This window comes from Nissabacter sp. SGAir0207, assembly GCF_005491205.1.
Taxonomy (GTDB): Bacteria; Pseudomonadota; Gammaproteobacteria; order Enterobacterales; family Enterobacteriaceae; genus Chimaeribacter.
Map to the genome: position 1 here is coordinate 270,011 of NZ_CP028037.1, position 26,459 is coordinate 296,469.

The window sequence follows — 26,459 nt, forward strand, 5'->3', positions numbered from 1 at the left end:
CATGACCCGCACACGGCATTATGCGAAGGAAGGCATTTATGACACCCTCTGTCCACACCCCCCGTTTTTCTCCTCTCCGTTGTCTGGCACTGCTCTGCGCCGTGCTGGCCGGTAGTGCACCAGCCTATGCCGAAGAGAGTGGCCCCACCCAGATCCAGGCCCCCGGTGCCGAAAAGACCACCAAAGACAAGGTGCTGGAGACCGGTGCCAATGTGTTGCAGGATCGCGCGCCGATTGACGCCATTAGCGCCTATCTGGATGGCTTCCACTTCTATAACGGCGATAAAAATGGCCAGATGGAGGCGCACCACTACGTCACCATTCTCAATGATGATGTGATGCAGGCAGTGATTTATGACGGCAACGGCAAAGACGCCAAGCTGATGGGGGTGGAGTACATCATCAGCGCCCGCCTCTATGAGAAGCTGCCGCCGGAGGAGAAAGTGCTGTGGCACAGCCATCGCTATGAGGTGAAGTCTGGCAGCCTGATTGCGCCCGGCCTGCCAGAGGTGGCGGAGAAAGCGTTGATGTCCAAGATTGTCACCACTTACGGCAAGACCTGGCACACCTGGCACACTGACCGCGACAAAGAACTGCCCTATGGCATTCCGGCGCTGATGATGGGCTTTACCGGCGAGGGGCAACTTGACCAGAAATTGTTGAAGGATCGTGACCAGCGCTTTGGCATTGACTCCAAGGAGCGCCAGCAGGATCGCGCTTCGCTGGAGGCACCTGAGCCGGATAAACTGGCCGATGCCTGGCAGCATGGCAAGGTGATCCAGCTCCAGCGGGTCGAAGGTGGCGGCGAGCACCAGCATGGCGCCACCGGTTTCACCGGCCATGCCGAAACACAGGTGCCGCCACAGGCCACGGAGAACAGCGGGAAGCCCTGAGGCTTCCCGTCGCGTTAGCCGTTGACGATGGCCCCGCCATTCACATGCAGCATCTGGCCGGAGACGTAACGTGAGTCGTCACTTGCCAGATAGACATAGGCGGGCGCCAGATCGGCCGGTTGCCCTGCACCGAACGGCAAGTCCGTACCAAACTTCTCGACATCCTCGCCGGCGAAGGAGCCGGTGATCAGCGGTGTCCAGATTGGGCCGGGCGCGACGCCATTGACGCGGATGCCGCGGGGTGCCAGGTTTAGCGCCAGTGAGCGGGTAAATACGGTGATGGCCCCTTTGGTGGCCGAGTAGTCAATCAGCTCAGCGTTGCCGTGGTAGGCGGTCAGTGACGAGGTGTTGATCACCACCGCGCCCTCTTTCATCTTCCGCACCGCCGCCTGCGTCAGGTAGAACATGCCGAAGAAGTTGGTGCGGAAGGTCTGCTGCAACTGCTCGGCGGTAATGTCATCAAAATCCTTCTGCGGGTGCTGCTCGCCAGCATTGTTCACCACGATATCAATCTGGCCGAACGCCTCATGCACCTGCGCCACTGCCTGATGGCAGAACGCCTCATCACCAATATCACCGGCAATCAGCACGGTTTTGGCACCCCACTTCTCCGTTTCCTGGCGGGTCGCTTCCGCATCATCACCATGTTTCAGGTAGAGCAGCGCCAGGTCAGCCCCCTCTTTGGCAAACGCAATCGCGACGGCCCGGCCAATGCCGCTGTCGCCACCGGTAATCATCGCCACCTTGCCCTTTAATTTTCCTGCCGCTTTATATTCCGGGTCGATATAGACTGGCTCTGGAATGTTATTCTCTTCACCTGCGGCCTGTCCCGCCCCTGTTTTTTCATCGCCTGCGTTATTCATCAGACTGCCCTCACGTTTAAGGAGAAATATCGCCCGTTGGCGGTGTGGCATTATTGCCGCGCCGGGCTTACCCAAAGGATGGAAAATAGCGACACGCCCATTGGCTGGCGCGCCACTGAAAGTCTATACGGGGAGAGGGCAAGCGCAAGGCGGGCCTGAAAATTCTCCAGAACAAAAAAAGGGCTGCCTGAGGCAGCCCACGCAATCAATTCCGGAAACCGGGGAAATGCGATGGGGAAATAGGAACATCAACGCGGTGGCGTATCGCCGCCCGTTGGCGGCACCACACTCTTGCCTTTGCTGAGCAGGCCCGTTTTCAGTTTGTTGAGGCTCTCCAGCATCTCCAGCACGCTGGGCGGGGCCGCCGCGTCTTTGGAGAAGGAGGAGTCGCCGGCCATGTTCCAGTCTTTGAAGACATTCAGCATCTCCTCTTTCTCTGCGCTGGCCCCGTAAATCTGCAAGAACAGCCGGCCAAAGTTGAGAGCGTGCTGGCGATCCTTACGCCGGATCGACTCATGGGTGTAGTTACGCGAGGTGCTGAAGCAGACGTTCGCCAGCCAGGAGAGCAGACCGACGCCGAGCACGCCGCGGAAGAAGACATAGAGCAGTGCGATCTCGTCATAGACCTGCGCATTCGCCAATAACACCGAGCCTTCAGCAAAGGTGAAGAAGGCGGCGATAACTGCCAAAAAGGCCGCCACAAAGCCAATGATCGACCAACGGGTCGCCAGCTGCGAAAACCCCTTGTCATCCAGATCCAGCTTGGCACTCACCTCTTTCACATAGCCAGGGATCTTCCCGTCGATGCGTTTCTGCTGGGAGAACTCTTTCAGCTCTTTATTCTCTTTCTTCAGGGCCGAGTTCTCCTGACTGAGGCGCTCGTTCTCCGCCTGCATGGTTTTGAAGCGGGCAGCGGCCTTCTCCATCAGCAGTTCGCGGTCAACGCTCTGTTGCAGCTCAACATCACGCTGGCCGAGTTTGGTCTTCAGGGTTTCGACGGTCTGGTTGAGCGAGAGATTTTCAGTGCTGTGCTGACGTAACAGCAGATCATAAAGGTAGGACTGGCCACCCTCGCCACCGTGGTTGCTCAGCTCACCATTTTCCAGATCCTTATAGAAGGTGCTGCGGAGGTAATCTTTCTGGCGGCCATGAAAACCACCCTCAATATCCCCCAGCATATTATCGACCAGCTCCATCTTGTCACTGTTAATCAACGGCACCAACTCCAGCGCCGTCTCTTCCGTGATATAGCCAATGCGCAGTAAATAATCGATATATTCGTAATAAATATGTTTACTTCTAAATTTCATTTCCTGTCACCTCTCGTTTGATTCCATAAAGAGGCCGGCGCTGTTAAAAAGAAATTAACTCCTCTTGCCGAACCCAATGGTTTACCCTGTTTAACGGACACACACGCCCTCCTTAAAAGACATTATCCAGACACTTAAGCCGGATTGATGGGTCACTAAAACGACTATAGCCGCCTCGCTCCCGACCGCCATCACATTCCCTCGTTGAGAAAACTAAAAAAGGCCAGTGAGATAAATCAGCCCATTTTCTGCCAATGGGCCAGAATATGCTGGCAAGCGGCGAACCAGAATGATTTTCCACTGGCTATACCCGCTGGTGCCCACCAGCGTAAGCGGGTAGATGGGGCGGCGGTGGGTCCAGGGACATTGCACTGGGTTTACTCATTGGGAGGGGGAGCACAACAATTGACTATTAGGGGAATGGATCTTGAAACCCCCCTTAACGTTGCATACTATTTCACTATATTCCGGCCCATAAAGGAGGCCTCATGCGTCCTTCAACGGTACTTAATCTGAAACGCAGTGCGGTGCGTGAAGCAACTCACCGTTTTCGTGCAACAAATCCACGCATATTCGGCTCAGTGCTACATGGCACAGATGCTGATGGCAGCGATCTTGATTTATTAGTGGATACATTGCCCGGTGCGACGCTGTTTGATCTGGGTGGCCTGCAAGATGAATTGGAAGTATTGCTGGGCATTCATGTCGACTTACTGACACCCGCTGATCTGCCAATGGCTTTCCGTGCTCAGGTTCTTGCGGAAGCACGTCCAGTATGAATGAACATCGCCTCCCTGATTATTTGGATCATATGGAACAGGCAGCCAATGATGCCTGTAATTTTATCACGGGAATGACCAAAGACGCTTTTTTGGAAGATAAGCGCACGCAGCAGGCGGTCATAATGAGCCTGATCATTATTGGTGAAGCCGCTACCAAAGTAATGGACGGCTTCATGCCCTTTGTCCAACGCCATTCGCACGTGCCCTGGCGTAATATGCGTGGCATGCGCAACCGCATTGCCCATGGCTATTTTGACATCAATCTCGACATGGTTTGGGACACGGTACAGACAGCCCTGCCAGACCTGCTTAGCCAGCTTCATGACATAAGGCCAGATGCAGAAACTGGCAACCACGATAGTTAACGCCTCGCGATAAGCCCGGTTAATGGCCGGCCCCCTACCCTAACCCAACACCTCCGCCAGGAACTTCCCGGCGCGGGCTGCGCCCTCTTCATCGATGGTATGGCCCACACCCGGCAGGAAGTGGGTTTGCACCGCCATACCTGCCGCCTTCAGCGCCTCGCTGGCGCGTTCGCTCTCCTGCCAGGGAATGACCGCATCCGCCGTACCGTGAATCAACAGTAGCGGGCTATCGGTCGGCGTGAAGGGCGGCGGTGACGCCAGCCGGCCAGAGAAGGCCACCACCGCCGCAACCGGCCAGCGACCGCTGGCTACCGCATCCAGCGCCATGATCGATCCCTGTGAGAACCCCACCAGCGCCACGCGATCCAGCCGATCGGTAAAACCATGCTGGCTGACGATGGCGGACAGAGCGGCATCAAAGCTCTCACGTGCCGCCGCCAGCCGGGCGGGACGATTTTCGGGCGTCACGCCGTTAATACTGAACCATTGGAAGCCGTTGCCGCCGCCGTCAAAAGGAAAAGGCGCGTCCGGCAGGGCGAAGCGGGCGGCTGGCAGAATGCGCTGCCAGAATGAGGCCAGGATTGCCAAATCGCTGCCCCGGCTGCCAACGCCGTGTAAAAAGATCACCAGTGAATGGGACATTTCAGCTCCTTCTCTCTTTTTAGGCTGGCACCTGCCAGCAGGTTATCAGGCTGTTTATTGTTCCATATAAAAATATCACCGAGGAAAATGATTTAAACAAAAAATGTGATGATTCAACGTTATTAATAACAACAAGGGTTATTGGTTGATTTTGGGAGAGTTTATTTTTTATCCACTGGTTAAACAGTGTGCTACAATGTGACCGCTGTCACACTTATCTGTAATTTGACTTAAGCGCTACATGCTGTGCAACGGACGACCTTAATAACGCCGGCACACGGCTAGCGCGGTTTTTGCAAGGACTACCATCATGAGTGCACTCGCCACCGGCGTCGTTCTGGCGCGCTGGGAAATTCTCAGCGCCGTTATCATGTTTTTTGCCAGCACCCTCAACATCAGCCTGCGTAGGGCCAGCCGCCACGGCCTGGCTCTCCTCTCCAGCAGCGTCGGCATTGCCGTCTCTTGCTGGTTTGTAATGGGCTTGCTGGGGATCACCTCGGCGGATATGGCGCTCTATGGCGCCCATGCCAAGGATCTGTTTGTCGAAATCATGAGCCAGGCCCCGCAAAACTGGCCAATGCCTTAATCCCCACGCCGCAGCGCTTCTGGCCTGCGGCGTTCTCTTCTCTGCCCCTCCTCTCCACCAAATAATTTTAACCATTCATTAAAAATTACTCGTTACGCGTTTTTTCTCGGCTCGCATAGGATGGTGTCAGGCATGCCGTCTTCGATGGTCGATCATGGAAAAGGGGAAAACACGATGGTGAAGAGTGAACCTGTTACGCTGGTCATTACCCATACGCTGCTGCCGGGCCAGCAGGCGGCCTATGAGCGCTGGCTAGCGCGCATCATGCCGGTGGCGGAGAGCTTTGACGGCCATCGTGGTGTCAATGTGTTGCGGCCGGGTGAGGAGGGGGAGACTTACACCGTCTTGATCCGTTTTGATACGTTGGAACAACTGACGCGCTGGACGGCCTCTGAGGAGCGCAAAGGGCTACTGGCCGAAATCTCGCCCCTGCTGGCGCAGGGCGACCAGATCGAGGTGCGCGCGGGTAGCCAATTCTGGTTCACCCCGCCCCAGCATGGGGTACGCCGACCAGCGCGCTGGAAACAATATCTGCTGACGCTGGCGGTAATCTTCCCCTCCACCAATCTGGTACCGATGTTCTGGCACCAGGTGGCACCAGCGTTGACCGGCACGCTGGCGGGCCATTTGCTGAATGACGCCACGGTGGTCGGGCTGGTGGTCTTCTTCTGGATGCCGTGGCTGACCCGCGCGCTGGCCGGCTGGCTCAGGCGTTAGCTGCCAAACAGCCTGATGCCGAGTTGCGACAGCACGCCCAGCTGTGAAGGATGCGACACAAAAAGAATCCACAGAAAAAATGAAAAAGCGATCATGAGCGTGACAATGCGGTAAAACATTCCGTGTATCCTTCAACGCGAAAAATCGTCAGTGTTTTAAGACAATGCCTCATTGACGAGGCCGCGCATAACTATAGATGAGATAACGCATTTTACCCAAATGAAAGCAAAAAATTTGTTACGGGCCGGGATGAACTGCCGCCAGTGCCAGGGTCAGCTCATGGCATAAACGCGCTTTCAGGCTCTCTGCGGCCGGCGAAAGGGTGGCCCGATTTTGGTGTAATGTCACGCCAACTGACGGTAGCGCCGGCAAGGACGGTGCCGCCAGCCGGCAGAGAGTGGCGGGCAGGCCCGCCCCGGTTCGTACTGTCACCCCCAGCCCGGCAGCGAGCGCGGCCCAGATGCCTTGCAGGCTGCGGCTCTCCAATGCAATGCGCCACGGAATGCCCGCGCGATCCAGTGCGTCGGTGGCGTAGCGGCGCATCAGGCAGGGCGACTCAAACACCACCAGCGGCACCGGTTCACTCCCGCTGAAACGGCGGCTCTCCCCTGCGTTTGCGCCAATCCAGTGGAGCGGCAATTCGCCAAGGTGCGCCATAAAGGGCGTAGGCTGTGGTGATTGCCAGCACAGGGCCAGATCTAAATCATCCTGCAAAATGCCCTGCAACAGCTCCGCGTTGCGGCCGATGCGCGCGCTCATCTGCACCTCGGGGTGCGCCCGGGAGAATGCCCCCAGCACGGCGGGCAACAGGCGCTCGCCGAAATCCTCCTGCAGGCCCATGCGCAATGGCCCACTGAGGGCGCTGCCGCCGACCGCCATCGCCGCCTCACTGTTCAGCGCCAGCAGCCGACGCGCATAGCCGAGCAGTACCTCGCCCTGCCGGCTGGGCACCAAATGGCGTCCCGCTCGCTCCACCAGCGGCACGCCGCACTGCTGCTCCAATTTTTTCAGCTGCGCACTGACCGCAGACGTCGAGCGCCCCAGCCGATCGGCCGCACGGGCAAAGCTGCCCAGCTCAATGCCGGTAACAAAACTCTGCAACGCATCAAGGTCAAAACACCAGGGACGCTTCTCCATCATCCATCCTGTTTTTCGGGATTGTCTCTCCCATATTATGCGATATTCAGGACAGTGCCAGCGGCATATCCTCTCCTGACCATCCAGACAGGAGAGTCATTATGCCCTTTACCCGCATCATGCTACGCGAAGGCCGTACCGAGGCGTGGCTACAACGGTTGTCCACCCTGCTCCAGCAGCAACTGGTGGAGAGATTTTCTGTTCCACCCGGTGATTGCTTCCAGATGATTGAGTGTTGCCCGCCCGGCCGCCTGATTGCTGACCGTGACTATCTGGGCGGCCCACGCAGCGAGCAGTTCATTTTGTTCACCATCACCGCCGGTCGTTCCCGCAGTCGCCAACAGAAACAGGCGTTTTACCACCATCTGGCGCAGGCGTTGCACCGTGAGCTGGGCATTACACCGCAGGACGTGATGGTCATCATCACCTGCAATCAGGCCGAAGAGTGGAGTTTCAGTCATGGGCAGATGTATAACCCGGAGGACGTGTGATGATCGCCATGCAATACAGCTTTACCCTGCCAGCCGATTACGACATGGGCATTGTCATCCGCCGAATTGAAGAGAACGGCCATAAGCTGGATGGCTTTCCGGGGCTGGTTTTCAAAGCCTACCTCTATGCCCTGCGCGGCGAGCAGGGCGCGGAGAACCGCTATGCGCCTTTCTACCTGTGGCAGGACAGTGCCGCGATGCAGCGTTTCCTGTGCAGCCCCGGTTTCGCGGCGCTGACGGCTGCCTTTGGCTGGCCAGCAATCGATCTCTGGCCGCTGCTGCATATGCCAGACCTCCAGTTGCTGCGCCAATGCCGATGGGCCAGTCGCCGAATCACGTCGATTCCGCCACACAGCGATCTGCCCGGCGTATGCCTGCCCGCCCCGGCCAGCCATCAGTTGGCGGCCTGGAACCCGGCCTGCTGGCAACATCTGCACATGACCTTTTCGTCAGAAGAGATTGCCCAGCCGGTGGAGGCGGAGCAGCGCTATCGCATCGGCTATCTTTCATTTGGTTGCACTACAGAAAATCCTTCCACTTATGGATAGTGCGTTCTCTCTGGGAAAGAACTGTTCCACCCTGTAATTATTCGTTGGAAAATTGTGACTGCTGATGATTTTTTATGCCGTTAATTTGTAAAAATTAGCGATCCGTCACATCTGTGCTTAAGCTTGATTCTGTGTTGCTTCATTGATAAGGCATGCGTTTAACACGCAATGGCACTGCTAAAAGACAATAATTACAGGGAGAGACGTGTGACGAATAGCACGATTAATGAGCAAGCAGGCGCGCCACGTACGGCGAAAACGCCCGTCGAACCGCTGGTCAAGGTGATTGCCGTGATCGCCACCTTGGGTGGCCTGCTTTTTGGGTATGACACCGGGGTAATTGCTGGCGCCCTGTTGTTTATGAAGACCGACCTGCACCTGACGCCGCTGACCACTGGGCTGGTCACCAGTTCGCTGATCCTCGGCTCCGCCTTTGGTGCCATGACTGCGGGCCGGTTTGCTGACCGCCTTGGCCGCAAAAAGGTGATTCTGGTACTGGCCATCATCTTTATGTTTGGTTCGCTCGGCTGCGCGATGGCACCGAACGCCCACATGATGATCTTCTTCCGCTTCATCCTCGGCCTTGGGGTAGGCGGCGCGGCGGCCATTGTGCCGGTTTACATCGCGGAGATCGTTCCCTCTAACCGCCGTTGGCAGTTTGTGACCCTCCAGGAGCTGATGATCGTTTCCGGCCAGCTGGTGGCCTACACCAGCAACGCGGCGATCAACGAAGTGTGGGGCGGCGAGACCACCTGGCGCTGGATGCTGGGGATCGCCTGTGTGCCAGCGCTGATCATGTGGGTAGGGATGCTGTTCCTGCCGGATACGCCGCGCTGGTACGTGATGCATGGCCGTTTCCGCGAGGCGCGCGACGTGCTGGAGCGTACCCGCAACTCACGTTATGTAGAGCGTGAGCTGGCAGACATCCGCAAGGCGGTTGCCCCGAAAGATGAGCGCCACTCGCGCCGCAACAAGACCATCTCCACCTGGATGAAGCGTCTGGTGGCGCTGGGTATCGGCATCGCCATGATCCAGCAGCTTTCCGGCATCAACACCATCATGTTCTATGCCCCGACCATGCTGCAATCCACCGGTATGGGCACCAATGCCGCCCTGATCGCGACCATCTGTAACGGCGTGGTCTCCGTGCTGATGACCTTTGTCGGCATCATGATGCTGAGCCGTTTCGGCCGTCGTCCGCTGCTGATGGTGGGCCAGATGGGCTGTACTGCGATGCTGATTATTATCGGCTGCCTCTGCTACTTCCTGCCGGAGAGCGTCGATGGCGCGCCGAATCTGGTGCGTAGCTGGATGATTCTGGGTGGGATGTTGCTGTTCCTCTGCTTCCAGCAGGGCGCGCTGTCACCGGTGACCTGGCTGCTGCTGTCGGAGCTGTTCCCGATGCGCATCCGTGGCCGCGCCACCGGCATCTCGGTCTTTATGATGCAGATGACCAACTTCACCATTACCCTTTCCTTCCCGCTGCTGCTGGACGCGGTCGGCCTGTCGATGAGCTTCTTCATCTTCGCCGCCGTCGGTATCGCCGGTGCCATCTTCGTGGTGCTCTGCGCCCCCGAGACACGCGGCAAATCGCTGGAGCAACTGGAGAAGCAGTTCAAGAAACAGTTCGACGATACCCCAAACACCCCCGTGGTATAAGCCCCTCCCCAAGCCCCCGTTCCGGGGGCTTTTTGTTTACCTCTCCTCTCTGTCCCAGCCTGATACATCGCCGCTTATTTATAAGCATTAAATATTCTTTCCCCCTACAACCCGCGGCCTGCCTCTGTTGCTCGCGCCTTTGCCACGCCCCTCCTTTACGGCATGACGCCCAAAATCCTGTGCCGACCCGTTGAAATATAAGCTTTATTGATTTTGCGCAGCGTGCCTGCGGCCTTTGCCTGCCCACAATATGGCCCCCTGTTCTGGCCGGGACGGAGCCTGCCCGGCCGCCCTTCATAAGGAGCATGAATCATGAGCCGCCAGATGTATAACCACAGCCACCACCGGCTGGCTGTGCGTGACTGCACCGCCGTGCTGGATGTCCTGAGCTTTGAGGGCAAGGAGGCGCTCAGCCGGCCCTTCCACTACGCCATTGAATTCACCAGCCCTGAGAAGGCACTCACCGCGCAGGCGATGCTGATGCGCCCGGCCTCGCTGACCCTGCATACGCCGGTGACGAAGCCCGGCGGCGAGCGGGTGCAGCAACCGGTGCGGGTAGTGCAGGGCGTGGTGACCGCCTTCAGCCAGCTCTCCGTCTCGCCTGACGAGGGGCACTACGCCTTGACGCTGCAACCGCGACTGGCCCTGCTGTCACGCAGCCGCCAGAACGCCATCTATCAGGACATGTCGGTGCCGCAGATAGTCGAGCATATCCTGCGCAGCCGCCATGGGATGCGCGGGCAGGATTTCCTCTTTACCCTGACGCAGGATTATCCGCGCCGGGAGCAGGTGATGCAGTACGACGAGGATGACCTGGCGTTCATCCGTCGGCTGCTGGCCGGGGTGGGCATCGGTTTTCGTCTGGCGGTGGACACCCGGCTGAACATTGACGTGGTGGAGTTCTTTGATGGCCCGCTAAACACCCTGCCGGGCCGGGTGCTGGCGGCGGTGCCGCCCTCGGGCATGCATGACCGGGGGGTGGAGTCGGTATGGGCGATGGCCCATCACCATCAGGTGGTGGAGAAGTCGGTGACCACCGACGACTATAACTACCGTGAGGCCACGCAGGCGCTGGCCGTGCAGGTGGACGCTACCGGCGGTGACCCCACCACCTACGGCGAAGCCTGCCACTATGCGGAGGGCTATCTGACGGCCGGCGCGCCTCAGGGGCGCCACCCGGCACCGGAGAGTGGTGCGTTCTATGCCCGCCTGCACCACGAGCGCTACCTGAACCGCCAGACCCAGCTCACAGCCACCACCAACTGTGCGGCGCTCTCCCCCGGCGAGCGGCTGCAGGTCACCGGCGGCGGGCCGGACGCGGCAGCGTTCCGTGAGGGCGTGCTGGTGACCGGCCTGCTCAGCCATGCCCGGCGCGACAGCAGTTATGTGGTGCGGCTGACCGCCCTGCCGGCGGTCGGTGCCTGTGGTTTCCGCCCGCCGCTGCCGCCCCGGCGGGTGATGGCCGGCACGCTGCCCGCCCGCGTCACCAGCACCCGGCACAACGACCCCTATGCCCACATCGACCGGTACGGGCGCTACCGCGTCAACCTGCTGTTTGACCGCCAGTCGTGGCCAGCGGGTCAGGAGAGCCTGTGGGTACGTCAGGCGCGCCCCTACGCCGGCGACGGCTGGGGCCTGCACCTGCCACTGCTGGCCGGGACCGAGGTCGCCATCGCCTTTGAGGACGGCAACCCCGACCGCCCCTACATCGCCGGGGTGCTGCACGACTCGGCGCACCCGGACCCGGTCACCATCCAGAACTACAAATGCAACATACTGCGCACCCCGGCCCAGAACCTGCTGCGGCTGGATGACTCGCGCGGGCAGGAGCACATCACGCTCTCCACAGAGTATGGCGGCAGGAGCCAGCTCAATCTGGGCTATCTGGTGGATGAGCAGAAGCAGCCGCGCGGCGAGGGCATCGAACTGCGCAGCGACAGCTATGGCGTCATCCGCGCTGGCCGCGGGCTGTTCATCAGCGCCGATGCGCAGCTGCAGGCGCGGGGCAAACAGCGGGAGATGCAGGCGGCCCTCGCCACGCTCCAGCAGGCCGCCGGACTGGCAGAGTCGTTGAACGAGGCAGTCAAAACCGCCAAAGCCGAACTGGCGCAGATACAGGCACAAAAATCCCTGTTGGAAAACGCCCTCAACGAGTTGCAACAGCCGGTTTTGTTAATGAGCGCGCCGGCGGGCATTGCGCAGGTTTCCCCCCAAAGTATCCAGATCAGTAGCGGCCAACACCTCATCCAGACGGCAGCCGGCAACAGCAATGTCAGCGTCTTCAAAAAATTCACCGTGGCCGCAGGCGAGATGATCAGTCTGTTTGCCAAATCCCTTGGCATCAAAATCTTCGCCAATAGGGGCAAAGTGGAGATTCAGGCCCAGGGGGATGGTATGGCCCTCACCTCTCTCAAGGAGATGCACATCACCAGCCAGGAAGATGAGATCTGCCTGACAGCGGCAAAAAGGCTCACGTTGGCCTGCCACGGCAGCGCCATTGTACTGGATAGCTCAGGCATCACGTTGAAGACCACTGGGCAACTGGCGATGAAAGCCGCCAGTCACAAGCGGATGAAACCTGAAAATTACACGCCGCCGCTGCCTGAACTTCCCCCTGAGGCAACCTGTGCCGAACAGCAGAAATAGGAGTCGCCATGAAAGAGATCGCTGCGTCACTGCTCCCACTGCATGACAACGAGAGTTACCGCTACCTTCTGCTTGATCCGTTACGGCAGGTCTCACCTGACAGCCCACTGCACCTCCGCGAGCTGGAAGCCGCGCTTGGGCAGGAAGCCCTCACTCCGGTGTTGCGCCTTGATTTGGCCCACTCCCCTTCCCACTGTCCGGTGTTGGTGCAACTGGCCGCGCCGGGCGAACCCCTCCCGCAGGCACAGTTCAACGCCTCAATGACGCGTGTCGGGTTGGAGGCCGCGCATGAACGGCGCTACCTGTGTGGCTGGCTGGCCAGCCCACACTCGCCGGATAAGATTGCCACCCTGTTGGTGACGCGCAGCCGCCAGTTGGGCCTCGCACTCGGCGACCACAAGGTGTTGCCCTTCTATGAGCCTTTGCGCCTTGAGCTGCTGCACCACACCTATGGGCTGGCCGAAACCCTCTGGCCGATCACGCACTGGTGGTATCCCTCCGCCAGCGGAAAGCTGCATCACCTTCAGGGCAGTGCCGAAGGCCACGAGTGGGCAATGGATAGCGGCATGGTACGCATCCAGTCAGACATGGCGCAGGTACAGGCGCTGCTCTTTGCCTGGCAACGTGCCGCTTCCCCCTCGCCCCTGCCCGATGACGCCGCCCGCCGTGCGGCAGAGATATGGGTATGGGCCAGTGATCGGGTCAATCACCCGCATGACCGTTTTACGCTCGCCCTGATTGCCTTGCACAGTGAGGACGATTACCGCACCTCGCCGGCCCTTGTCCAGCTAGTGCAACAGGTGAAGCGCCACCCGGCCCACAGGATACAACCGGTGCTTGACGCCCTTTCGCAGGAGAAATAGATGAATATCCAACAACACGTTGCCCACTATCTGCCCCTTGCACAGCAGGCAGCGGCACTGCCTTCCGGCTGCAAAGCCTGCCAGCGCAGCGGCTTGCCTATCCTGCCGCTGCGGGTGGCCGCCGTCCCGGCGCGGATGGTCAGCAGGGCGTGGCAGCCCACGGTGCCGCCCCAGCCTGTCACGCTGACGGGTGGGGAGTTTAAATATGCGCTGCGTACCCTGCGTGAAGGCTATCTCTATGTGCTGCTGGATCAGGGTATCTGGCAGGCTTATGAGGTCACGGCAGAAGGCTATTTGCGCCAGTTCAACCCTTTTACGATGCCTGAAAGCGATACGGTGGAGCCGCTGAGCCGCGCCTGCCTCACCTATGGGCATGACATATTGGCCAGTTTCATCAACATTGATGACAGCCAATATAGTGAGGCATGGATCGCCTTCAGCAGCGATCCCTGGAGCCAGCAGGTGCTGGAGGAGTACGCTTCTGGCGTACGGCCCAGCGCCCGTTTCACCAAAATCAACCTTTCCACCCTGAAACGGTCGCCCAGCCTCATTCCCGAGGCGCGCGTGCTGGACAGCAGCCTCTCTCTCCTGAAGGCTCAGGTCGCGGAGTTTGCCACTGATGAGTGGCTTGACCCCGTCCCGGTCTTGAATGATCCCTCTGGCAGCCACGAACAGAACTCGCCGCTCCCGCCGCCCGGCGGTATGCATGGCTTCTATCCCCGGCTGAGCCGCGCGCAGGCACTGGCAGAGCATGTCGCTCAGATGACGCTACAACACGGCTGTGCAATCACGGCGCTGGCGCTCAATGATCCCGTGGGCGTGGTGGAAGAGTTGAATGAGGATCGCCTGCGCGTGGTGGAGGCGCGCCAGCAGTGGAACGAGGCCCCGGAGATCCGCCACCAGCACCTGATCTCTGAGGCGATCGCCCAGACGCTGGCCAGGATAAAACAGGAGACCACCGCCCGCAGCCAGCCGCGTTATGAGCGACCAGCCAGTGGTTACCCAGCGGCCCAGGTCACCGTGGTGCCCGCCGAACAGATTGCGCAGGAGAGCTATGCTGCCGAGCTGGCGCGGCTACAGACCTGCTATGACGAAGTGGCGCGCGCCACCTTTGACCAGAAGTATCAGCAGACGCTGGCACGTTACCAGCGGCGGCTAACGGCGACGGGTGGCAGTTTATCGGCATGGTATCAGGCGCGGGAGTGGGAGGCGATCATCATCCACGACTACGCACCAGAGACCAGCCTCACTGGCTGGGTGGCCCAACTGGGCACCCTGATGGCATGTGTGCAGGGCAGTTGCACCGACCCCCATACCGAAGAGGCGTGGCGTATTTGGTTTGAGACGCCCGACAGCGCTGGCTTCCGGGGGTTGCTGGGCAATCAGCATTCGATGTTAGAAGCGGTCTACAACGGCATCCAAGGATACAGCAACCTTAAGGTACTGCTGGGATCGGATGAGCTGGGCAACCTCCTGAAGTCAAAACGGGTACAAAAAGCCCTGATGCAGCGTGCTTTGGCGCTCAGCGGTGCCTATAGCCGCCTGACCACCAAACTGAGCCAGACCGCAAAAGAGGCCTATACGCGGGTGATGCAAGGCATGGCCTACCTGCTCACGGGCCAGCAGGTCACGCTGTTTACCCTGACGATGTCCATTAGGGAGTTTCAGCAGCTCTATATCGACATGGCCGCTTCCGTGCTGCCTGCGGCCAGTACGCCCATCCCATTTGGCGGCGCGGTACAGCAAGGGACGACCATTACCCGTACCGTCACCACTGGCGGGCTGCTGCGGGTCACGGATCAAGAGGTGCTGGCGCGACGCATCCAGGTCACGCTGGTCAGCGACATGGCACCCGATAAACTCCACACCGCGCTGCACCAAGCCGGCACCAGTCTGGAGGCGGTCTCCTCCAGCCCGCTGACCGAGGCAGGCCAGCTCCGGCACTTCTCCGAACTGCGCATCTCTGCCCTGTCGCTGGCTGACGGGGTCGATCAAGGCACCCTGACGCTCTCCCAATCGCAAACGACATCTCTATTGCGCAGCCAGGCGCAGATGATGCGCCGAATAGTGAGCGGCAACAGCGTGGGGATGGGGCTGTCGAGTTGGATGCTACTGCTGCAAATTGGCGCGCTGGAAGCCAACCATCAGGCGCTGGAGCAAGCCATTGGCAATGACAGCAAAGCCCGGCTGGCGCTGCTCTCCAATGTCACCATGGTGGTCAGCGCCGCCGTCGAGGGCGCCGGCTTTTTGCGTACCCTGGCTATGGCCAAACCCTGGGTCAATAAAACCCATTGGCTAATCAGGCTGGGGGGAGCGTTAGGGGGGTTATCAGCGATTATTGATGGGGTGGGGATGCTGATACAAGGCTGGGATAAGTTTCAAAATAAAAATATCAAATCAGGCATCTGGTATTTTGGCAGTGGATTAATAATGGGTTCCGGGGGCATAACGGCAATTATTGCTTCATATGCAGCCAATTTTGCCCTATTAGGCCCTGCCGGTTTAGCTGGACTATTAATCTTAACCGGTGCCGCGCTGGCCATTCAGGCTGAGAACGCCATCAGTACCCCCTTTGAGATCTGGTTACGCCGCTGCTGCTTTGGCAAACCACGCAGTAAAGATGCGCCGTGGCGACTTAGCACTATCCCAACGCTAAATGACGCCAACCTCAATGCTGCCTTGCAGGCTTACAACGCCATCAACAATGGTTTGACGGCCGAGGTGGGCTACAGCGACAAACTCGTTGAACTGCTCGATCGCCAGGATCTGATCAAGATGCGCATCGTGCTGCCGGGCTGCGACAAAGACCACTCAGCCTGGAGCTATAGCCTGACGCTGCCGAACGCAACCGGCGGCACAGAGATCCTGCTCGCCACGACCCACAACACGCCACGCTCCACCAACGCGCGGCTGGAACCATTAGTCCCCTCCCCTTGGCAACCACGCCGCCGTCGGCCGGATCTCGGCACAGTAACCGAGCGTTGGCAGGGCAACGATCTGGTTATTGAAGGCGAAGCCTGGGCAGACAGCACCTTCTATCCGCAGGCGGTGCTGGGTGTTAGCTACTGGCCAGATGCAGCCAATCAGGCATGGGTAATGGGCTTGCAAGTTAAGGCAGAAGATTAAGGAGCAACTGATGAAACAGACGGATAAAAACTTAACGCATCTGGATAAAGAGACGCTGAATGCCGCAGTGGAGAGCTATTTCTCCAGAGAGTCCACCCTATCCCCAGCGTTGAAAAACTGGGAAGAGGATCTACCCAAAAGCGTTAAGGCACAACACACTGCGCCTCGCCTGACTTATATTAATGAAATAAATAATGTATGGATGGAGGTGCCAAAGCATGAGGATGTTATGTGGGGAGGGGGTTGGTTATCTTTCGTTATGAGTGGAATGTTTTTCTTATGCTCTATAAGCTTTATTTTTCTACCAGGTTTTTTTATTGAAATTCTTTTAGATAATTTAGGGTTTTTTATTTTTTATATAATAATGATGTTTTTTATTTTTTCCGCTTTTATTTTAACCGCAAAAATGGCGTTATACATTCCCCGTCCTCTCCCCATCCGCTTTAATCGCACACGGCAAAAAGTGTATGTCTATCAGCATACCCGCAGTTGGAACCCCTGGGTGCGCTGGCCGACCACCATCAAGGTTTTTGATTGGGCTGACATCCACGGTGAGCTGAGTTACCAGTCCGGGCGCTATAACCAAGGCTACCAACTCTGGTGCGCGGTCTGCCAGCCCGGCACCCGTCAGGTGATTGACCGCTTTATGCTCAGCGACTCCATCGGCCACCCCAAGGTACAGCGCGGGCTGTGGAGCCACTGCTGCCACTACATGGCGCACCGCCCGGTGCCGACCCGGCCACTGTATAAAACCCAGCCGCGCACCTGGAAACTGCGCGAAACCGTGCGCTGGCCAGCAGACATTGACCTCGAGTCACGCACCGCCCCTCAGGATGATTTGCCAGAAACGTCAGGAGCACGCGATGAAACACGCTGATAAAAACTTAACGCATCTGGATAAAGAGACGCTGAATGCTGCATTGGAGAGCTATTTCTCCAGAGAGTCCACCCTAACTCCTCCATTAAAAAATTGGGAAGAGGATTTACCAAAAAGCGTTGAGACGCAGCATACTGCGCCTCGCCTGACTTATATTAATGAAATAAATAATGTGTGGATGGAGGTGCCACTCCATGAAGATATTTTATGGTGCGCTGCCCCCTTTACATTCATCTTAACTACAATCGGTGTATTTTTGTTCTTAGCCATTGGGTTAGATATAATTATTTCAGGCATCCCTAGTTATTCAATTCCATTTATTATGTTTATAGGGTCTTTTATTTGCTTGACAGCTTCATTATTTGATTTGAAATTAATTGCGTATACCCCCCGCCCCCTCCCCATTCGCTTTAATCGCGCCCTGCAGAAAGTGTATGTCTATCAGCATACCCGCCGTTGGAACCCCTGGGTGCGCTGGCCAACAACCATCAAAGTTTATAACTGGGCTGACATCCATGGTGAACTGAGCTACCAGTCCGGACGCTATGATCAGGGCTATCAGCTCTGGTGCGCGGTCTGCCAGCCCGGCACCCGTCAGGTGATTGACCGCTTTATGCTCAGCGACGCCATCGGCCACCCCAAGGTACAGCGCGGGCTGTGGAGCCACTGCTGCCACTACATGGCGCACCGCCCGGTGCCCATCCGGCCACTGTATAAAACCCAGCCGCGTACCTGGAAACTGCGCGAAACCGTGCGCTGGCCGGCAGACATTGACCATGAGTCACGTACCGCCCCGCAGGATGAGATGGCAGCAACGTCAGGAGCACGCGATGAAACACGCTGATAAAAACTTAACGCATCTGGATAAAGAGACGCTGAATGCTGCATTGGAGAGCTATTTCTCCAGAGAGTCCACCCTAACTCCTCCATTAAAAAATTGGGAAGAGGATTTACCAAAAAGCGTTGAGACGCAGCATACTGCGCCTCGCCTGACTTATATTAATGAAATAAATAATGTGTGGATGGAGGTGCCATATTATGAAGACATTTTCTGGGGAGGCGGTTGGTTGGCTACAATTGCTATTACATTAGCATTTCCATTTTGCTGTTTATTTATTTTTATGCCTGGCTTTCTATATGAGTCCTTCTTTAATAATTTTTTATTTCTTATTTTCTATTTATTTTCATTATTCTTCATTTTTACTTTAGCCTTTATGAACATAAAGTTAATGCTGACCGTTCCCCGCCCTCTTCCCATTCGCTTTAATCGCGCACGGCAGAAAGTGTATGTCTATCAGCATACCCGCAGTTGGAACCCTTGGGTGCGCTGGCCGACCACCATCAAGGTTTTTGATTGGGCTGATATCCACGGTGAACTGAGCTACCAATCCGGACGCTATAACCAAGGTTATCAGCTCTGGTGCGCGGTCTGTCAGCCCGGTACCCGGCAGGTGATTGACCGCTTTATGCTCAGCGATTCCATTGGCCACCCCAAGGTGCAGCGCGGTCTGTGGAGCCACTGCTGCCACTACATGGCACACCGCCCGGTACCCACCCGGCCGCTGTATAAAACCCAGCCGCGCACCTGGAAGCTGCGTGAAACCGTACGCTGGCCATCAGACATTGACCACGAGTCACGTACTGCACCTCAGGATGAGGTGGCAGAAACGTCAGGAGCACGCGATGAAACACGCTGATAAAGAGACCCTGAACGCCGCAGTGGAGAATTATTTCTCCAGAGAGGCCACCCTATCCCCAGCGTTAAAAAACTGGGAAGAGGATTTACCCAAAAGCGTGGAGGCGCAACACACTGCGCCTCGCCTGACTTATATTACTGAAATAAATAATGTGTGGATGGAGTTGCCATTGCATGACAATATCATGTGGGGATTGAGCATATTGCTACTTATTGTAACTCCGATCCCATTAATATGTTATTTAAGCCTACTACTTATACCAGGGATTATTCATGATCTATTTGAACATCCTTCAATTTTTATTTTATATTTACTATTGTCATTTGTGATATTTTCCTTAATGTTCTTAAGTATTAAGATAGCTCTATATGTCCCACGCTCCCTTCCTATCCGCTTTAATCGCGCACGCCAGAAAGTGTATGTCTATCAGCATACCCGCAGTTGGAACCCTTGGGTGCGCTGGCCGACCACCATCAAGGTTTTTGATTGGGCTGATATCCACGGTGAACTGAGCTACCAGTCCGGGCGTTATAACCAAGGCTATCAGCTCTGGTGCGCGGTCTGCCAGCCGGGCACCCGTCAGGTGATTGACCGCTTTATGCTCAGCGATTCTATCGGCCACCCCAAGGTGCAGCGCGGTCTGTGGAGCCACTGCTGCCACTACATGGCACACCGCCCGGTGCCCACCCGGCCGCTGTATAAAACCCAGCCGCGCACCTGGAAGCTGCGCGAAACCGTACGCTGGCCAGCAGACATTGACCATGAGTCACGTACCGCACCTCAGGACAAAACAGGGAGTAAATACCATGCCAGTGAATTTTAATAATGTTTTAGAGCTGCGCTCATGGCCAAAACCCCCTAACGCATGGCGTTGGATCACCGCATTGGGAATAATGGTAGTCAGCAGCATGTTATTTTTTGGGGCGATTAAATCCACAACAGAAGAGTATTCTCGTTCGCTTACGCCGCTGATTTTACCCATATCTATCTGGCTGATGGCACTGCTGCTCCGTCTTCTTTATTTTTCCTTGTACTCTTGCTCTATATCCCTCTGGAACCGGGAGCGGCAGGAGATGATTCTAGAAAAAACCCGGCAAGGTCGGCGTGCCTTGCAAGTTCTGTCAGCCCAGTTTATTACCGGCCATGCCACGTTGAGTGATGGCCGTTATTTACCACCGCTGGAATCCACACTCAAAAGCGAAAGGATATTAACGCCACGCCTAAGCCGCGATGGTATCCACACCTTTGCGCACAGCCGTATCGGTGATAAGACCCTGCCATTGCACACGCCCCTTAATACGGTTGACCTTGCCTTTACCACATTGGCCGCCTCTTTGGCCGGCCAGCTTGCGCAAGTTCCAGCCAATCAGGAGGTGGCGATCCTATTTGAGTCCTCCTGCACACTGCCTGCCGAGCACCTGTGGGAGATGTGGCGCTCCGCCTGGCAACAGCAAGGGATCCAACAGCCATTGGCGCGCCTGCCGGGTACAGGCATGGCGGTTATCGATGAGTGGTTGGATCGGCATATAGAGAAGAAGAGCCTGCTGCTGGTGGTCGCCATACAGGTCGCGCCGGAAACGGTAAAAGGGAGCGCGGAGGCCGCTGTAGCACTGCTGCTGGGCAACCGCCTGACGCAAGAGGTGCTGAAGCCCATCGCGTTACTCCACCGTCCAGAGCAGACCACGCTGCCCACTCTGGCGCAGGGCATTGAACAGTCAGCCTATTGGGTGCCACTGCGCCATGGCGAGGAGTTGGGCCATCTCTGGCTGGCTGCATTAAACAGGCAATCGCAATCTGCCGTGATGGCGCGCTGCGGCCAATCGCCGCTGGGCGGCATCCGCGCAGATAATGGGCGTTATCCGTTGGATGACCTGTGCGGCGATGCTGGCGCGGCGGCTCCCTGGTTGGCGCTGGCGACTGCGTCACAGGCGGCGGCCAGCACATCCGCCATGCAGTTGGTGATCAGCGGAGTGCCGATGCAGGAGAGTGTGTGGATCACCCATCTCTCCCCGGTCGCCCCAGAAAGTGCGTAGCGCTACCCCCTTTGGGAGTGCTCATTTAACAGTCAGCAAGGAGATCGTTATGGCGCAAGGCCACTATTTAATACAGGGTGACAGAACCACCTGCGGCGGCATCATCACCGAAGGAGACCCGTTATATACGCTATATGACCGGCCGGTAGCACGTGAAGGAGATGCCGTCACCTGCGGCGTCCATGCCGGGTTATACCGGATTGCGGGTGCCATCCCTGACGATGAGCTGGAGGGGCGGGGCTATGCGGGTACGCTCCATAGCCGCAGCACCTGCCCCTGTCAGGCCGGGTTGATTGCCTCCATCACTGAAGACACCTATGAGGTGTGACCGGCTAGTCAACACGCCCCCGTTCCGGGGGCTTTTTTTGTCCGGTGCAATTTTTTCCAATACCTTGCTCTTATGCTGTGGTGAGATGGCGTCGTCTGATAACCGCCATAAGGGGAGTGTTGTGCCTTTTTATAATGGATTTTTGCTTAGTCTTTCGCTCTGTCTGGATATTGGGCTGGCGAATATTGCGATGATGGCGCTGGCGATGCAGCGCGGGTTTGGCAAGGGCATGATGCTGGGGCTGGGCACCTGCGTCGGCGATCTGATCTATGCGGTACTGGCAATGGCCGGGATGGCTGCCCTGCTGGCGTTCGCGCCGGTGCGCTGGGCATTGTGGCTCGGCGGTTCGGCGATCCTGCTGTTCCTTACGTTTAAGATGGTGTTGACCGCGCTGCGCGCCACCGCCAATCCGGCAACGCCGGCCGCCGTGGATGGCAGCCGGCTGGCGCTGTTTGGCCGCGGGGTGCTGCTGGCGCTCTCCTCCCCGACGGCGATTCTCTGGTTCGCGGCGGTGGGCGGCAGCCTGATCGCTCGCCAGCAGGCGGGGATGGAGAATGCCGGCCTGTTCCTCGCGGGCTTCTTCATTGCTGGGGTGGTCTGGTCACTGGTGCTGTGCGGGGTGTCGCATCAGGGCGGGAGACTGCTCGGCAAACGGATGCTGGTCTTCTCCTACGTCGCGTCAGCACTGATCTTTGCCTACTTCGCCTTCTACGTGATGTACAGCGGCTATAGCGAATTTATCCTGCGCGGCAGCGCGTAACGCTGCGGGCTGGTGCCCATTACCCGTTTAAAGGCGTTGCTGAGATGGCTCTGATCGTAAAACCCCAGCGCGTGCGCCACGGCGGCCGGGGCCTCGCCACGCCGTAGCCGTCGGCGCGCCTCCATTAGCCGTAACTGTTGCAGGTAGCGCATCGGCGTCATGTGGGTCTGCTGGCGGAAACTGCGCACCAGATGGAAGGGTGAAACGTCAGCGACCGCCGCCAGATCCTCCAGCCGCAGCGCCTCGGTCAGGTTGGCGTGCATAAAGCGAATGACGGCGTGGAGCGGGGCCGGGCGCGCGCCGGGACGACAGGCGTGCTGGTGCGGCAACAGTGCCGCCAACAGCAGCAGTTGCCGCTCCTGCCCGCCGACTTCGCTGTCCTGACACAGGGCGGCGATGGCGGCAAACAGCGCCGGGTCATCGAACGCTCCCTCCTGAAACAGCATATCGCCTTGCAGTGAAAGCTCGCTCTGCTGGCAGAGGCGGCGCAGCCAACCAACATCAAGATGCAGGCTGAAAAAGGCACTGCCTGGCGTTACAAACTCAGAGGCCTGCACGGTCAGCGGGTTATAGATCGTCACCTGCCCGGCCTCGACGCGCTGGGCGGTGCCGTCAAACCAGATCTTCTCAACGCCCGCGAGGTTGGCGCTCAGCACATACTCCTCATGGGTGTGCCTTGGGAATCCTGCGGCATCCGAAAGGGTATGAGACGCTTCCAGCCCGTCGTGGCGTGCCAACCATGTGGTCTGCATCCCGGCTCCTGTCTGGGGGTTGATGGCGCTTACAGCGTGACGTCGCCAAACTTACCGGCTTGGTAATCGACAATCGCCTGATTGATCTCCTCGCGGCTGTTCATCACGAAGGGGCCGTAGGAGACTACTGGCTCATTGAACGGTTGGGCATGGCCATACAAGATCACTGCCTCGCCGCTGGCCGCCAACGTGACACTGTCACCCTCATCGTTCAGCTCAATCAGGTGGTGGGGCTTCAGCGCCTGCCCGTTGAGGGAGAGATCACCGCGCACCACATACAGGAATACCGTGTGGCCCGCCGGGGCAGGCAGGGTAAGCTGCGCGCCAGCGCGGCACTGGGCGGTCATCATGGTGATGCCGGTCTGTGACACATATGGCCCCTGTTGACCGTCAAACTCCCCAGAGATCAGGCTGACGGTGGCAAGGCCCTCTGCGGCTTCAATGGCTGGAATATCGGCCTGTTGCAAGCCGGTATAGGCGGGCTGCGTCATCTTAAGCCGGGCCGGCAGGTTCACCCACAGTTGCAGGATCTCCAGCGGGCCGCCGCTGCGTTTGAAGGAGGCCGGCGAGATCTCGGCATGTACCAGCCCGGAGCCAGCGGTCATCCACTGGATGCCGCCCTCATTAATCACGCTCTCATGGCCGCCGCTGTCGAGGTGCGCCAGCTCGCCTTCCAGAATGAAGGTCACGGTCTCAAAACCACGGTGCGGGTGTGGGCCAAACGGCAACCCTTGGTTATTGGCGGGGTAGACCTGCGGGCCGTGGTGGTTGAGGAACAAGAACGGATCAAGCTGCGGAAGCTGGGCGTTGGGCAGCGGGCGGCGGGTCACCAGATCACCGATGTCGTCACGCAGGGCCGGGTGCTGCTGTTTCAGGGTTCTGAAGCTCATGGGTTCACCTGTCATAAAAAGTGGCGTGACACTGTCACACTTAGTGCGCTAAGGATAACCCAGCCACCCCCCTGATGAATAGTTGCAATTGAAATGAAGTGCAAGCCCTATCCCGTTCCCCGCAAGCGTTAAGCGATATTTCTTCTTTTACATCCTGACCGCCGCCTTCCAATAATTGCGGCACTCTCTTGCAAAAAGGAAGGCACATCGTATGGCATACCGACTCAGCCTGCTGGACAAAAGCCCGCTGGCGACGGACGAGAGCGCCGAGCAGGCGCTGGCTCGCACCCTGGATCTGGCCAAACGGGCGGAGGCGTGGGGATTTCACCGTTTTTGGGTGGCGGAGCATCACAATAGCCCCTCGCTGGCTGGCCCATCGCCAGAAGTGCTGATCGCCTGGATTTTGGCGCAGACCCACAGCCTGCGTGTGGGCGCGGGTGGCGTGATGCTCCAGCACTACAGCCCGTATAAAGTGGCGGAGAACTTCAACCTGCTGGCCTCGCTGGCACCCGGCCGGGTCGATCTTGGCATTGGCAAGGCACCCGGCGGGCTGCCACTCTCCACGCGGGCGCTGCAACAGGGGGTGAACGCGGCTGAAAAGGGCGATTTCGCGGCGCAGTTGGCGCAACTTAACCACTGGCTGGAGGCGCGCAACGCCGGTGAAAGCGATGAGCTGCTGGCGACGCCCCTGCCCTCACGTCCGGCCCAGCGCTTCCTGCTGGGGGCGAGTGAAGGGAGCGCGCGGCTGGCGGCGGAGCTGGGCTGGCACTTTGTGTTTGCTGCCCATCTGAATGGCAGCGAGCGCGATCTGGAGCTGGCGCTCGAGACCTACCACCAGCTTAGCGGCGGCCAGCGGGCGATTGTGGCGGTACAGGCGATTGTCGCGGCCTCGCCCGCAGAGGCCACGCTGTTGGCCGCCGATCTCCAGCACTTCCGCGTGATCAACCCGCATGGCCAGAGCGTGACCGTCGGCACCGAGGCGCAGGCGGAAGCCTATGTGCGGCAGGCCGGGTTGACTGACTACCAGATCGAACCACGCCAGAGCGCCACCCTCAAAGGCACCGCCGCGCAGGTGCACGCCCAGCTGGCAAGCCTGGCAAAACGCCACGGCATTGAAGAGTTCATTATTGATACGCCGATCAGCGAGGGCGTGGCGCGCCTGACCTCATTGGCGCTGCTGGCTGAATACCAACCGGCCACGACGCAGGTGCCCGCATAACGTGGCGTGAGAAATTATTTAATAGGGAGACGCATGAGCGAACAATTAGAGCAGCAGCTTATTTCATGGCGGCGTGAATTACATCAATACCCGGAACTTTCAAATAAAGAGTTTGCCACCACCGAAAGAATTACCGGTTGGTTAAAAGGATTGGGATTAACGCCCCTGCCCTATTCATTAAAAACCGGCGTGGTAGTGGAAATAGGCCACGGCGAAAAATGCATTGCCCTGCGGGCGGATATTGATGCCCTGCCGATTGAGGAGATCGCCCCGGTGCCGTTTGCCTCGCAGCACCGTGGCGTCATGCATGCCTGTGGCCATGATGTGCACACCAGCGTCATGCTTGGCGCGGCCGCCCTGTTGAAGGCGCGGGAGGCCTCGCTGCCCGGCCGGGTGCGCATCCTGTTCCAGCCGGCGGAGGAGTGTTTCACCGGCGCGCAGGCGTTGATTGACGCCGGGGTGCTGGCGGGGGTACAGGCTATTTTTGGCATGCACAATGCGCCGGAACTGCCTACCGGCACGCTGGCAACGCGCGGCGGCGCCTTCTATGCCAACGTCGATCGCTTCGTGATCCGCGTCAATGGGCGTGGCGCACATGCGGCGCGGCCGCAGGAGGGGGTGGACGCCATCGTCATCGCCAGCCAGATTGTCGGCGCGTTGCAGACCCTGCCCAGCCGGCGCTACAGCCCGCTGGAGTCGGTGGTGGTGAGCGTGACGCGCATCGCTGGCGGCACCACCTGGAACGTGCTGCCGCAGCAGGTGGAGCTGGAGGGCACGGTGCGTACCCACAACAACGCCATCCGTGAGGGCATCGCGGAGAATATCCGCCAGCTGATCCACGGCATTGCCACTGCCTCGGGTGGCGCAGCCGAATTGCTCTGGTCGCCCGGCCCGCCAGCGCTGGTCAATACGCCACACTGGGCCACCTTCAGCCAGCAGTTGGCGCAGGAGGTGGGCTACCAACTGGTGGAGACGCCGCCCCAGATGGGCGGGGAGGATTTTGCGCTCTACCTGCACCATGTGCCGGGTGCTTTTGTCAGCATTGGCAGCGCCAGCCACGACGGGCTGCACCACCCCGGATTCAACCCTGACGAGCGGTTGATTGCCCCGGCGGCGCGCTATTTTTCCCAGCTCGCTGAGCACGCCCTGAATAGCCTTCCCCTGCCCCAATAACCGTTCCGGTTATTTGCCTTTTTGATGTTTAGATTGCGGGATTTGTTATTTCACATCCCGCGTCCATTCGGGAATAGTCATTTCAACGCCCCGTCAATTGAA

Annotated in this window: 27 protein-coding genes; 20 read left to right on the forward strand and 7 right to left on the reverse strand. The window is 58.4% G+C overall.

Annotated elements, in window-relative coordinates; translation table 11 throughout:
* Positions 1-38: 38 nt before the first annotated feature.
* Positions 39-893 (forward strand): OBAP family protein, encoded by an 855-nt coding sequence (locus C1N62_RS20435; RefSeq protein ID WP_137765567.1) that lies wholly within the window; start codon positions 39-41, stop codon positions 891-893.
* A gap of 14 nt (positions 894-907) precedes the next feature.
* Here C1N62_RS20435 and C1N62_RS20440 read toward each other — a convergent pair whose 3' ends face one another.
* The gene (locus C1N62_RS20440; protein ID WP_206057801.1) at positions 908-1,756 is read right to left on the reverse strand and encodes an SDR family oxidoreductase; all 849 of its coding nucleotides are present in this window, start codon (positions 1,754-1,756) and stop codon (positions 908-910) included.
* A 248-nt stretch (positions 1,757-2,004) separates the two neighbouring features.
* Complete coding sequence (locus tag C1N62_RS20445; RefSeq protein ID WP_137765569.1) at positions 2,005-3,066, reverse strand: cell division protein ZapB; 1,062 nt, start codon at positions 3,064-3,066, stop codon at positions 2,005-2,007.
* Positions 3,067-3,554: 488 nt separating this feature from the next.
* On the opposite strand from C1N62_RS20445, the gene C1N62_RS20450 reads away from it, so the two are divergent.
* A complete protein-coding gene (locus tag C1N62_RS20450; RefSeq protein ID WP_137765570.1) occupies positions 3,555-3,845 on the forward strand; it encodes a nucleotidyltransferase family protein in 291 nt (96 codons plus the stop codon).
* Positions 3,842-4,213, forward strand: coding sequence for a DUF86 domain-containing protein (locus C1N62_RS20455; protein WP_137765571.1), 372 nt, complete (start codon positions 3,842-3,844; stop codon positions 4,211-4,213). Before C1N62_RS20450 ends, C1N62_RS20455 begins: the two co-directional genes overlap by 4 nt.
* A 39-nt stretch (positions 4,214-4,252) precedes the next feature.
* Here C1N62_RS20455 and C1N62_RS20460 read toward each other — a convergent pair whose 3' ends face one another.
* Positions 4,253-4,855 carry an alpha/beta hydrolase gene (locus C1N62_RS20460; RefSeq protein ID WP_137765572.1) on the reverse strand — a complete coding sequence of 201 codons (603 nt, stop codon included), beginning with the start codon at positions 4,853-4,855 and terminating at the stop codon, positions 4,253-4,255.
* Between the two features lie 310 nt (positions 4,856-5,165).
* Here C1N62_RS20460 and C1N62_RS20465 point away from each other — a divergent pair, with 310 nt between their 5' ends.
* Both C1N62_RS20465 and C1N62_RS20470 read left to right on the forward strand, forming a co-directional pair.
* Complete coding sequence (locus C1N62_RS20465) at positions 5,166-5,441, forward strand: YjcB family protein (RefSeq protein WP_137765573.1); 276 nt, start codon at positions 5,166-5,168, stop codon at positions 5,439-5,441.
* Between the two features lie 174 nt (positions 5,442-5,615).
* A complete protein-coding gene (locus C1N62_RS20470) occupies positions 5,616-6,158 on the forward strand; it encodes an antibiotic biosynthesis monooxygenase (protein ID WP_137765676.1) in 543 nt (180 codons plus the stop codon).
* Here the strand turns inward: C1N62_RS20470 and C1N62_RS23515 are convergent.
* Positions 6,155-6,277, reverse strand: a complete 123-nt coding sequence (locus C1N62_RS23515; RefSeq protein ID WP_255508622.1) for a hypothetical protein — start codon at positions 6,275-6,277, stop codon at positions 6,155-6,157. The genes C1N62_RS20470 and C1N62_RS23515 overlap by 4 nt on opposite strands.
* A 118-nt stretch (positions 6,278-6,395) precedes the next feature.
* Positions 6,396-7,295 (reverse strand): LysR substrate-binding domain-containing protein, encoded by a 900-nt coding sequence (locus C1N62_RS20475; RefSeq protein WP_137765574.1) that lies wholly within the window; start codon positions 7,293-7,295, stop codon positions 6,396-6,398.
* Positions 7,296-7,396: 101 nt separating this feature from the next.
* Between C1N62_RS20475 and C1N62_RS20480 the strand changes: the two genes are divergently transcribed.
* The 13 genes from C1N62_RS20480 (at position 7,397) to C1N62_RS20540 (ending at position 22,323) form a co-directional block, all read left to right on the forward strand.
* On the forward strand, positions 7,397-7,786 hold the full coding sequence (locus C1N62_RS20480; protein WP_137765575.1) for a tautomerase family protein: 390 nt from the start codon (positions 7,397-7,399) through the stop codon (positions 7,784-7,786).
* Entirely contained in the window at positions 7,786-8,334 is a 549-nt protein-coding gene (locus C1N62_RS20485; RefSeq protein ID WP_137765576.1) for a DUF4865 family protein, read from the forward strand. The genes C1N62_RS20480 and C1N62_RS20485 overlap by 1 nt, the downstream gene beginning before the upstream one ends.
* A gap of 168 nt (positions 8,335-8,502) precedes the next feature.
* Positions 8,503-9,993 (forward strand): sugar porter family MFS transporter, encoded by a 1,491-nt coding sequence (locus C1N62_RS20490; RefSeq protein ID WP_137765577.1) that lies wholly within the window; start codon positions 8,503-8,505, stop codon positions 9,991-9,993.
* A gap of 312 nt (positions 9,994-10,305) precedes the next feature.
* Positions 10,306-12,639: a type VI secretion system Vgr family protein gene (locus tag C1N62_RS20495; RefSeq protein ID WP_137765578.1), complete on the forward strand. Its 2,334-nt coding sequence runs from the start codon at positions 10,306-10,308 to the stop codon at positions 12,637-12,639.
* Positions 12,640-12,647: 8 nt separating this feature from the next.
* Complete coding sequence (locus tag C1N62_RS20500) at positions 12,648-13,502, forward strand: hypothetical protein (protein ID WP_137765579.1); 855 nt, start codon at positions 12,648-12,650, stop codon at positions 13,500-13,502.
* Positions 13,503-16,628 (forward strand): T6SS effector BTH_I2691 family protein, encoded by a 3,126-nt coding sequence (locus C1N62_RS20505; protein WP_137765580.1) that lies wholly within the window; start codon positions 13,503-13,505, stop codon positions 16,626-16,628.
* A gap of 10 nt (positions 16,629-16,638) precedes the next feature.
* The gene (locus C1N62_RS20510) at positions 16,639-17,505 is read left to right on the forward strand and encodes a DUF6708 domain-containing protein (RefSeq protein ID WP_240775826.1); all 867 of its coding nucleotides are present in this window, start codon (positions 16,639-16,641) and stop codon (positions 17,503-17,505) included.
* Entirely contained in the window at positions 17,492-18,349 is an 858-nt protein-coding gene (locus C1N62_RS20515; RefSeq protein WP_240775827.1) for a YrhC family protein, read from the forward strand. Before C1N62_RS20510 ends, C1N62_RS20515 begins: the two co-directional genes overlap by 14 nt.
* The gene (locus C1N62_RS20520; protein WP_240775829.1) at positions 18,336-19,202 is read left to right on the forward strand and encodes a DUF6708 domain-containing protein; all 867 of its coding nucleotides are present in this window, start codon (positions 18,336-18,338) and stop codon (positions 19,200-19,202) included. The genes C1N62_RS20515 and C1N62_RS20520 overlap by 14 nt, the downstream gene beginning before the upstream one ends.
* Complete coding sequence (locus C1N62_RS20525; protein ID WP_137765581.1) at positions 19,189-20,025, forward strand: DUF6708 domain-containing protein; 837 nt, start codon at positions 19,189-19,191, stop codon at positions 20,023-20,025. The genes C1N62_RS20520 and C1N62_RS20525 overlap by 14 nt, the downstream gene beginning before the upstream one ends.
* Positions 20,009-21,235, forward strand: a complete 1,227-nt coding sequence (locus C1N62_RS20530) for a hypothetical protein (protein ID WP_137765582.1) — start codon at positions 20,009-20,011, stop codon at positions 21,233-21,235. The genes C1N62_RS20525 and C1N62_RS20530 overlap by 17 nt, the downstream gene beginning before the upstream one ends.
* A gap of 49 nt (positions 21,236-21,284) precedes the next feature.
* Positions 21,285-21,563 (forward strand): PAAR domain-containing protein, encoded by a 279-nt coding sequence (locus tag C1N62_RS20535; RefSeq protein ID WP_137765583.1) that lies wholly within the window; start codon positions 21,285-21,287, stop codon positions 21,561-21,563.
* Positions 21,564-21,684: 121 nt separating this feature from the next.
* Positions 21,685-22,323, forward strand: coding sequence for a LysE family translocator (locus C1N62_RS20540; RefSeq protein WP_137765584.1), 639 nt, complete (start codon positions 21,685-21,687; stop codon positions 22,321-22,323).
* On the opposite strand, the gene C1N62_RS20545 is transcribed toward C1N62_RS20540, so the two are convergent.
* Entirely contained in the window at positions 22,290-23,075 is a 786-nt protein-coding gene (locus C1N62_RS20545; protein WP_137765585.1) for an AraC family transcriptional regulator, read from the reverse strand. The two genes, C1N62_RS20540 and C1N62_RS20545, sit on opposite strands and share 34 nt — an antisense overlap.
* 29 nt (positions 23,076-23,104) lie before the next feature.
* Positions 23,105-23,965: a pirin family protein gene (locus tag C1N62_RS20550; protein ID WP_137765586.1), complete on the reverse strand. Its 861-nt coding sequence runs from the start codon at positions 23,963-23,965 to the stop codon at positions 23,105-23,107.
* 211 nt (positions 23,966-24,176) lie between these two features.
* Here C1N62_RS20550 and C1N62_RS20555 point away from each other — a divergent pair, with 211 nt between their 5' ends.
* Entirely contained in the window at positions 24,177-25,184 is a 1,008-nt protein-coding gene (locus C1N62_RS20555; protein ID WP_137765587.1) for an MsnO8 family LLM class oxidoreductase, read from the forward strand.
* Positions 25,185-25,217: 33 nt separating this feature from the next.
* Positions 25,218-26,357 carry an amidohydrolase gene (locus C1N62_RS20560; RefSeq protein ID WP_137765588.1) on the forward strand — a complete coding sequence of 380 codons (1,140 nt, stop codon included), beginning with the start codon at positions 25,218-25,220 and terminating at the stop codon, positions 26,355-26,357.
* Positions 26,358-26,459: the final 102 nt, after the last annotated feature.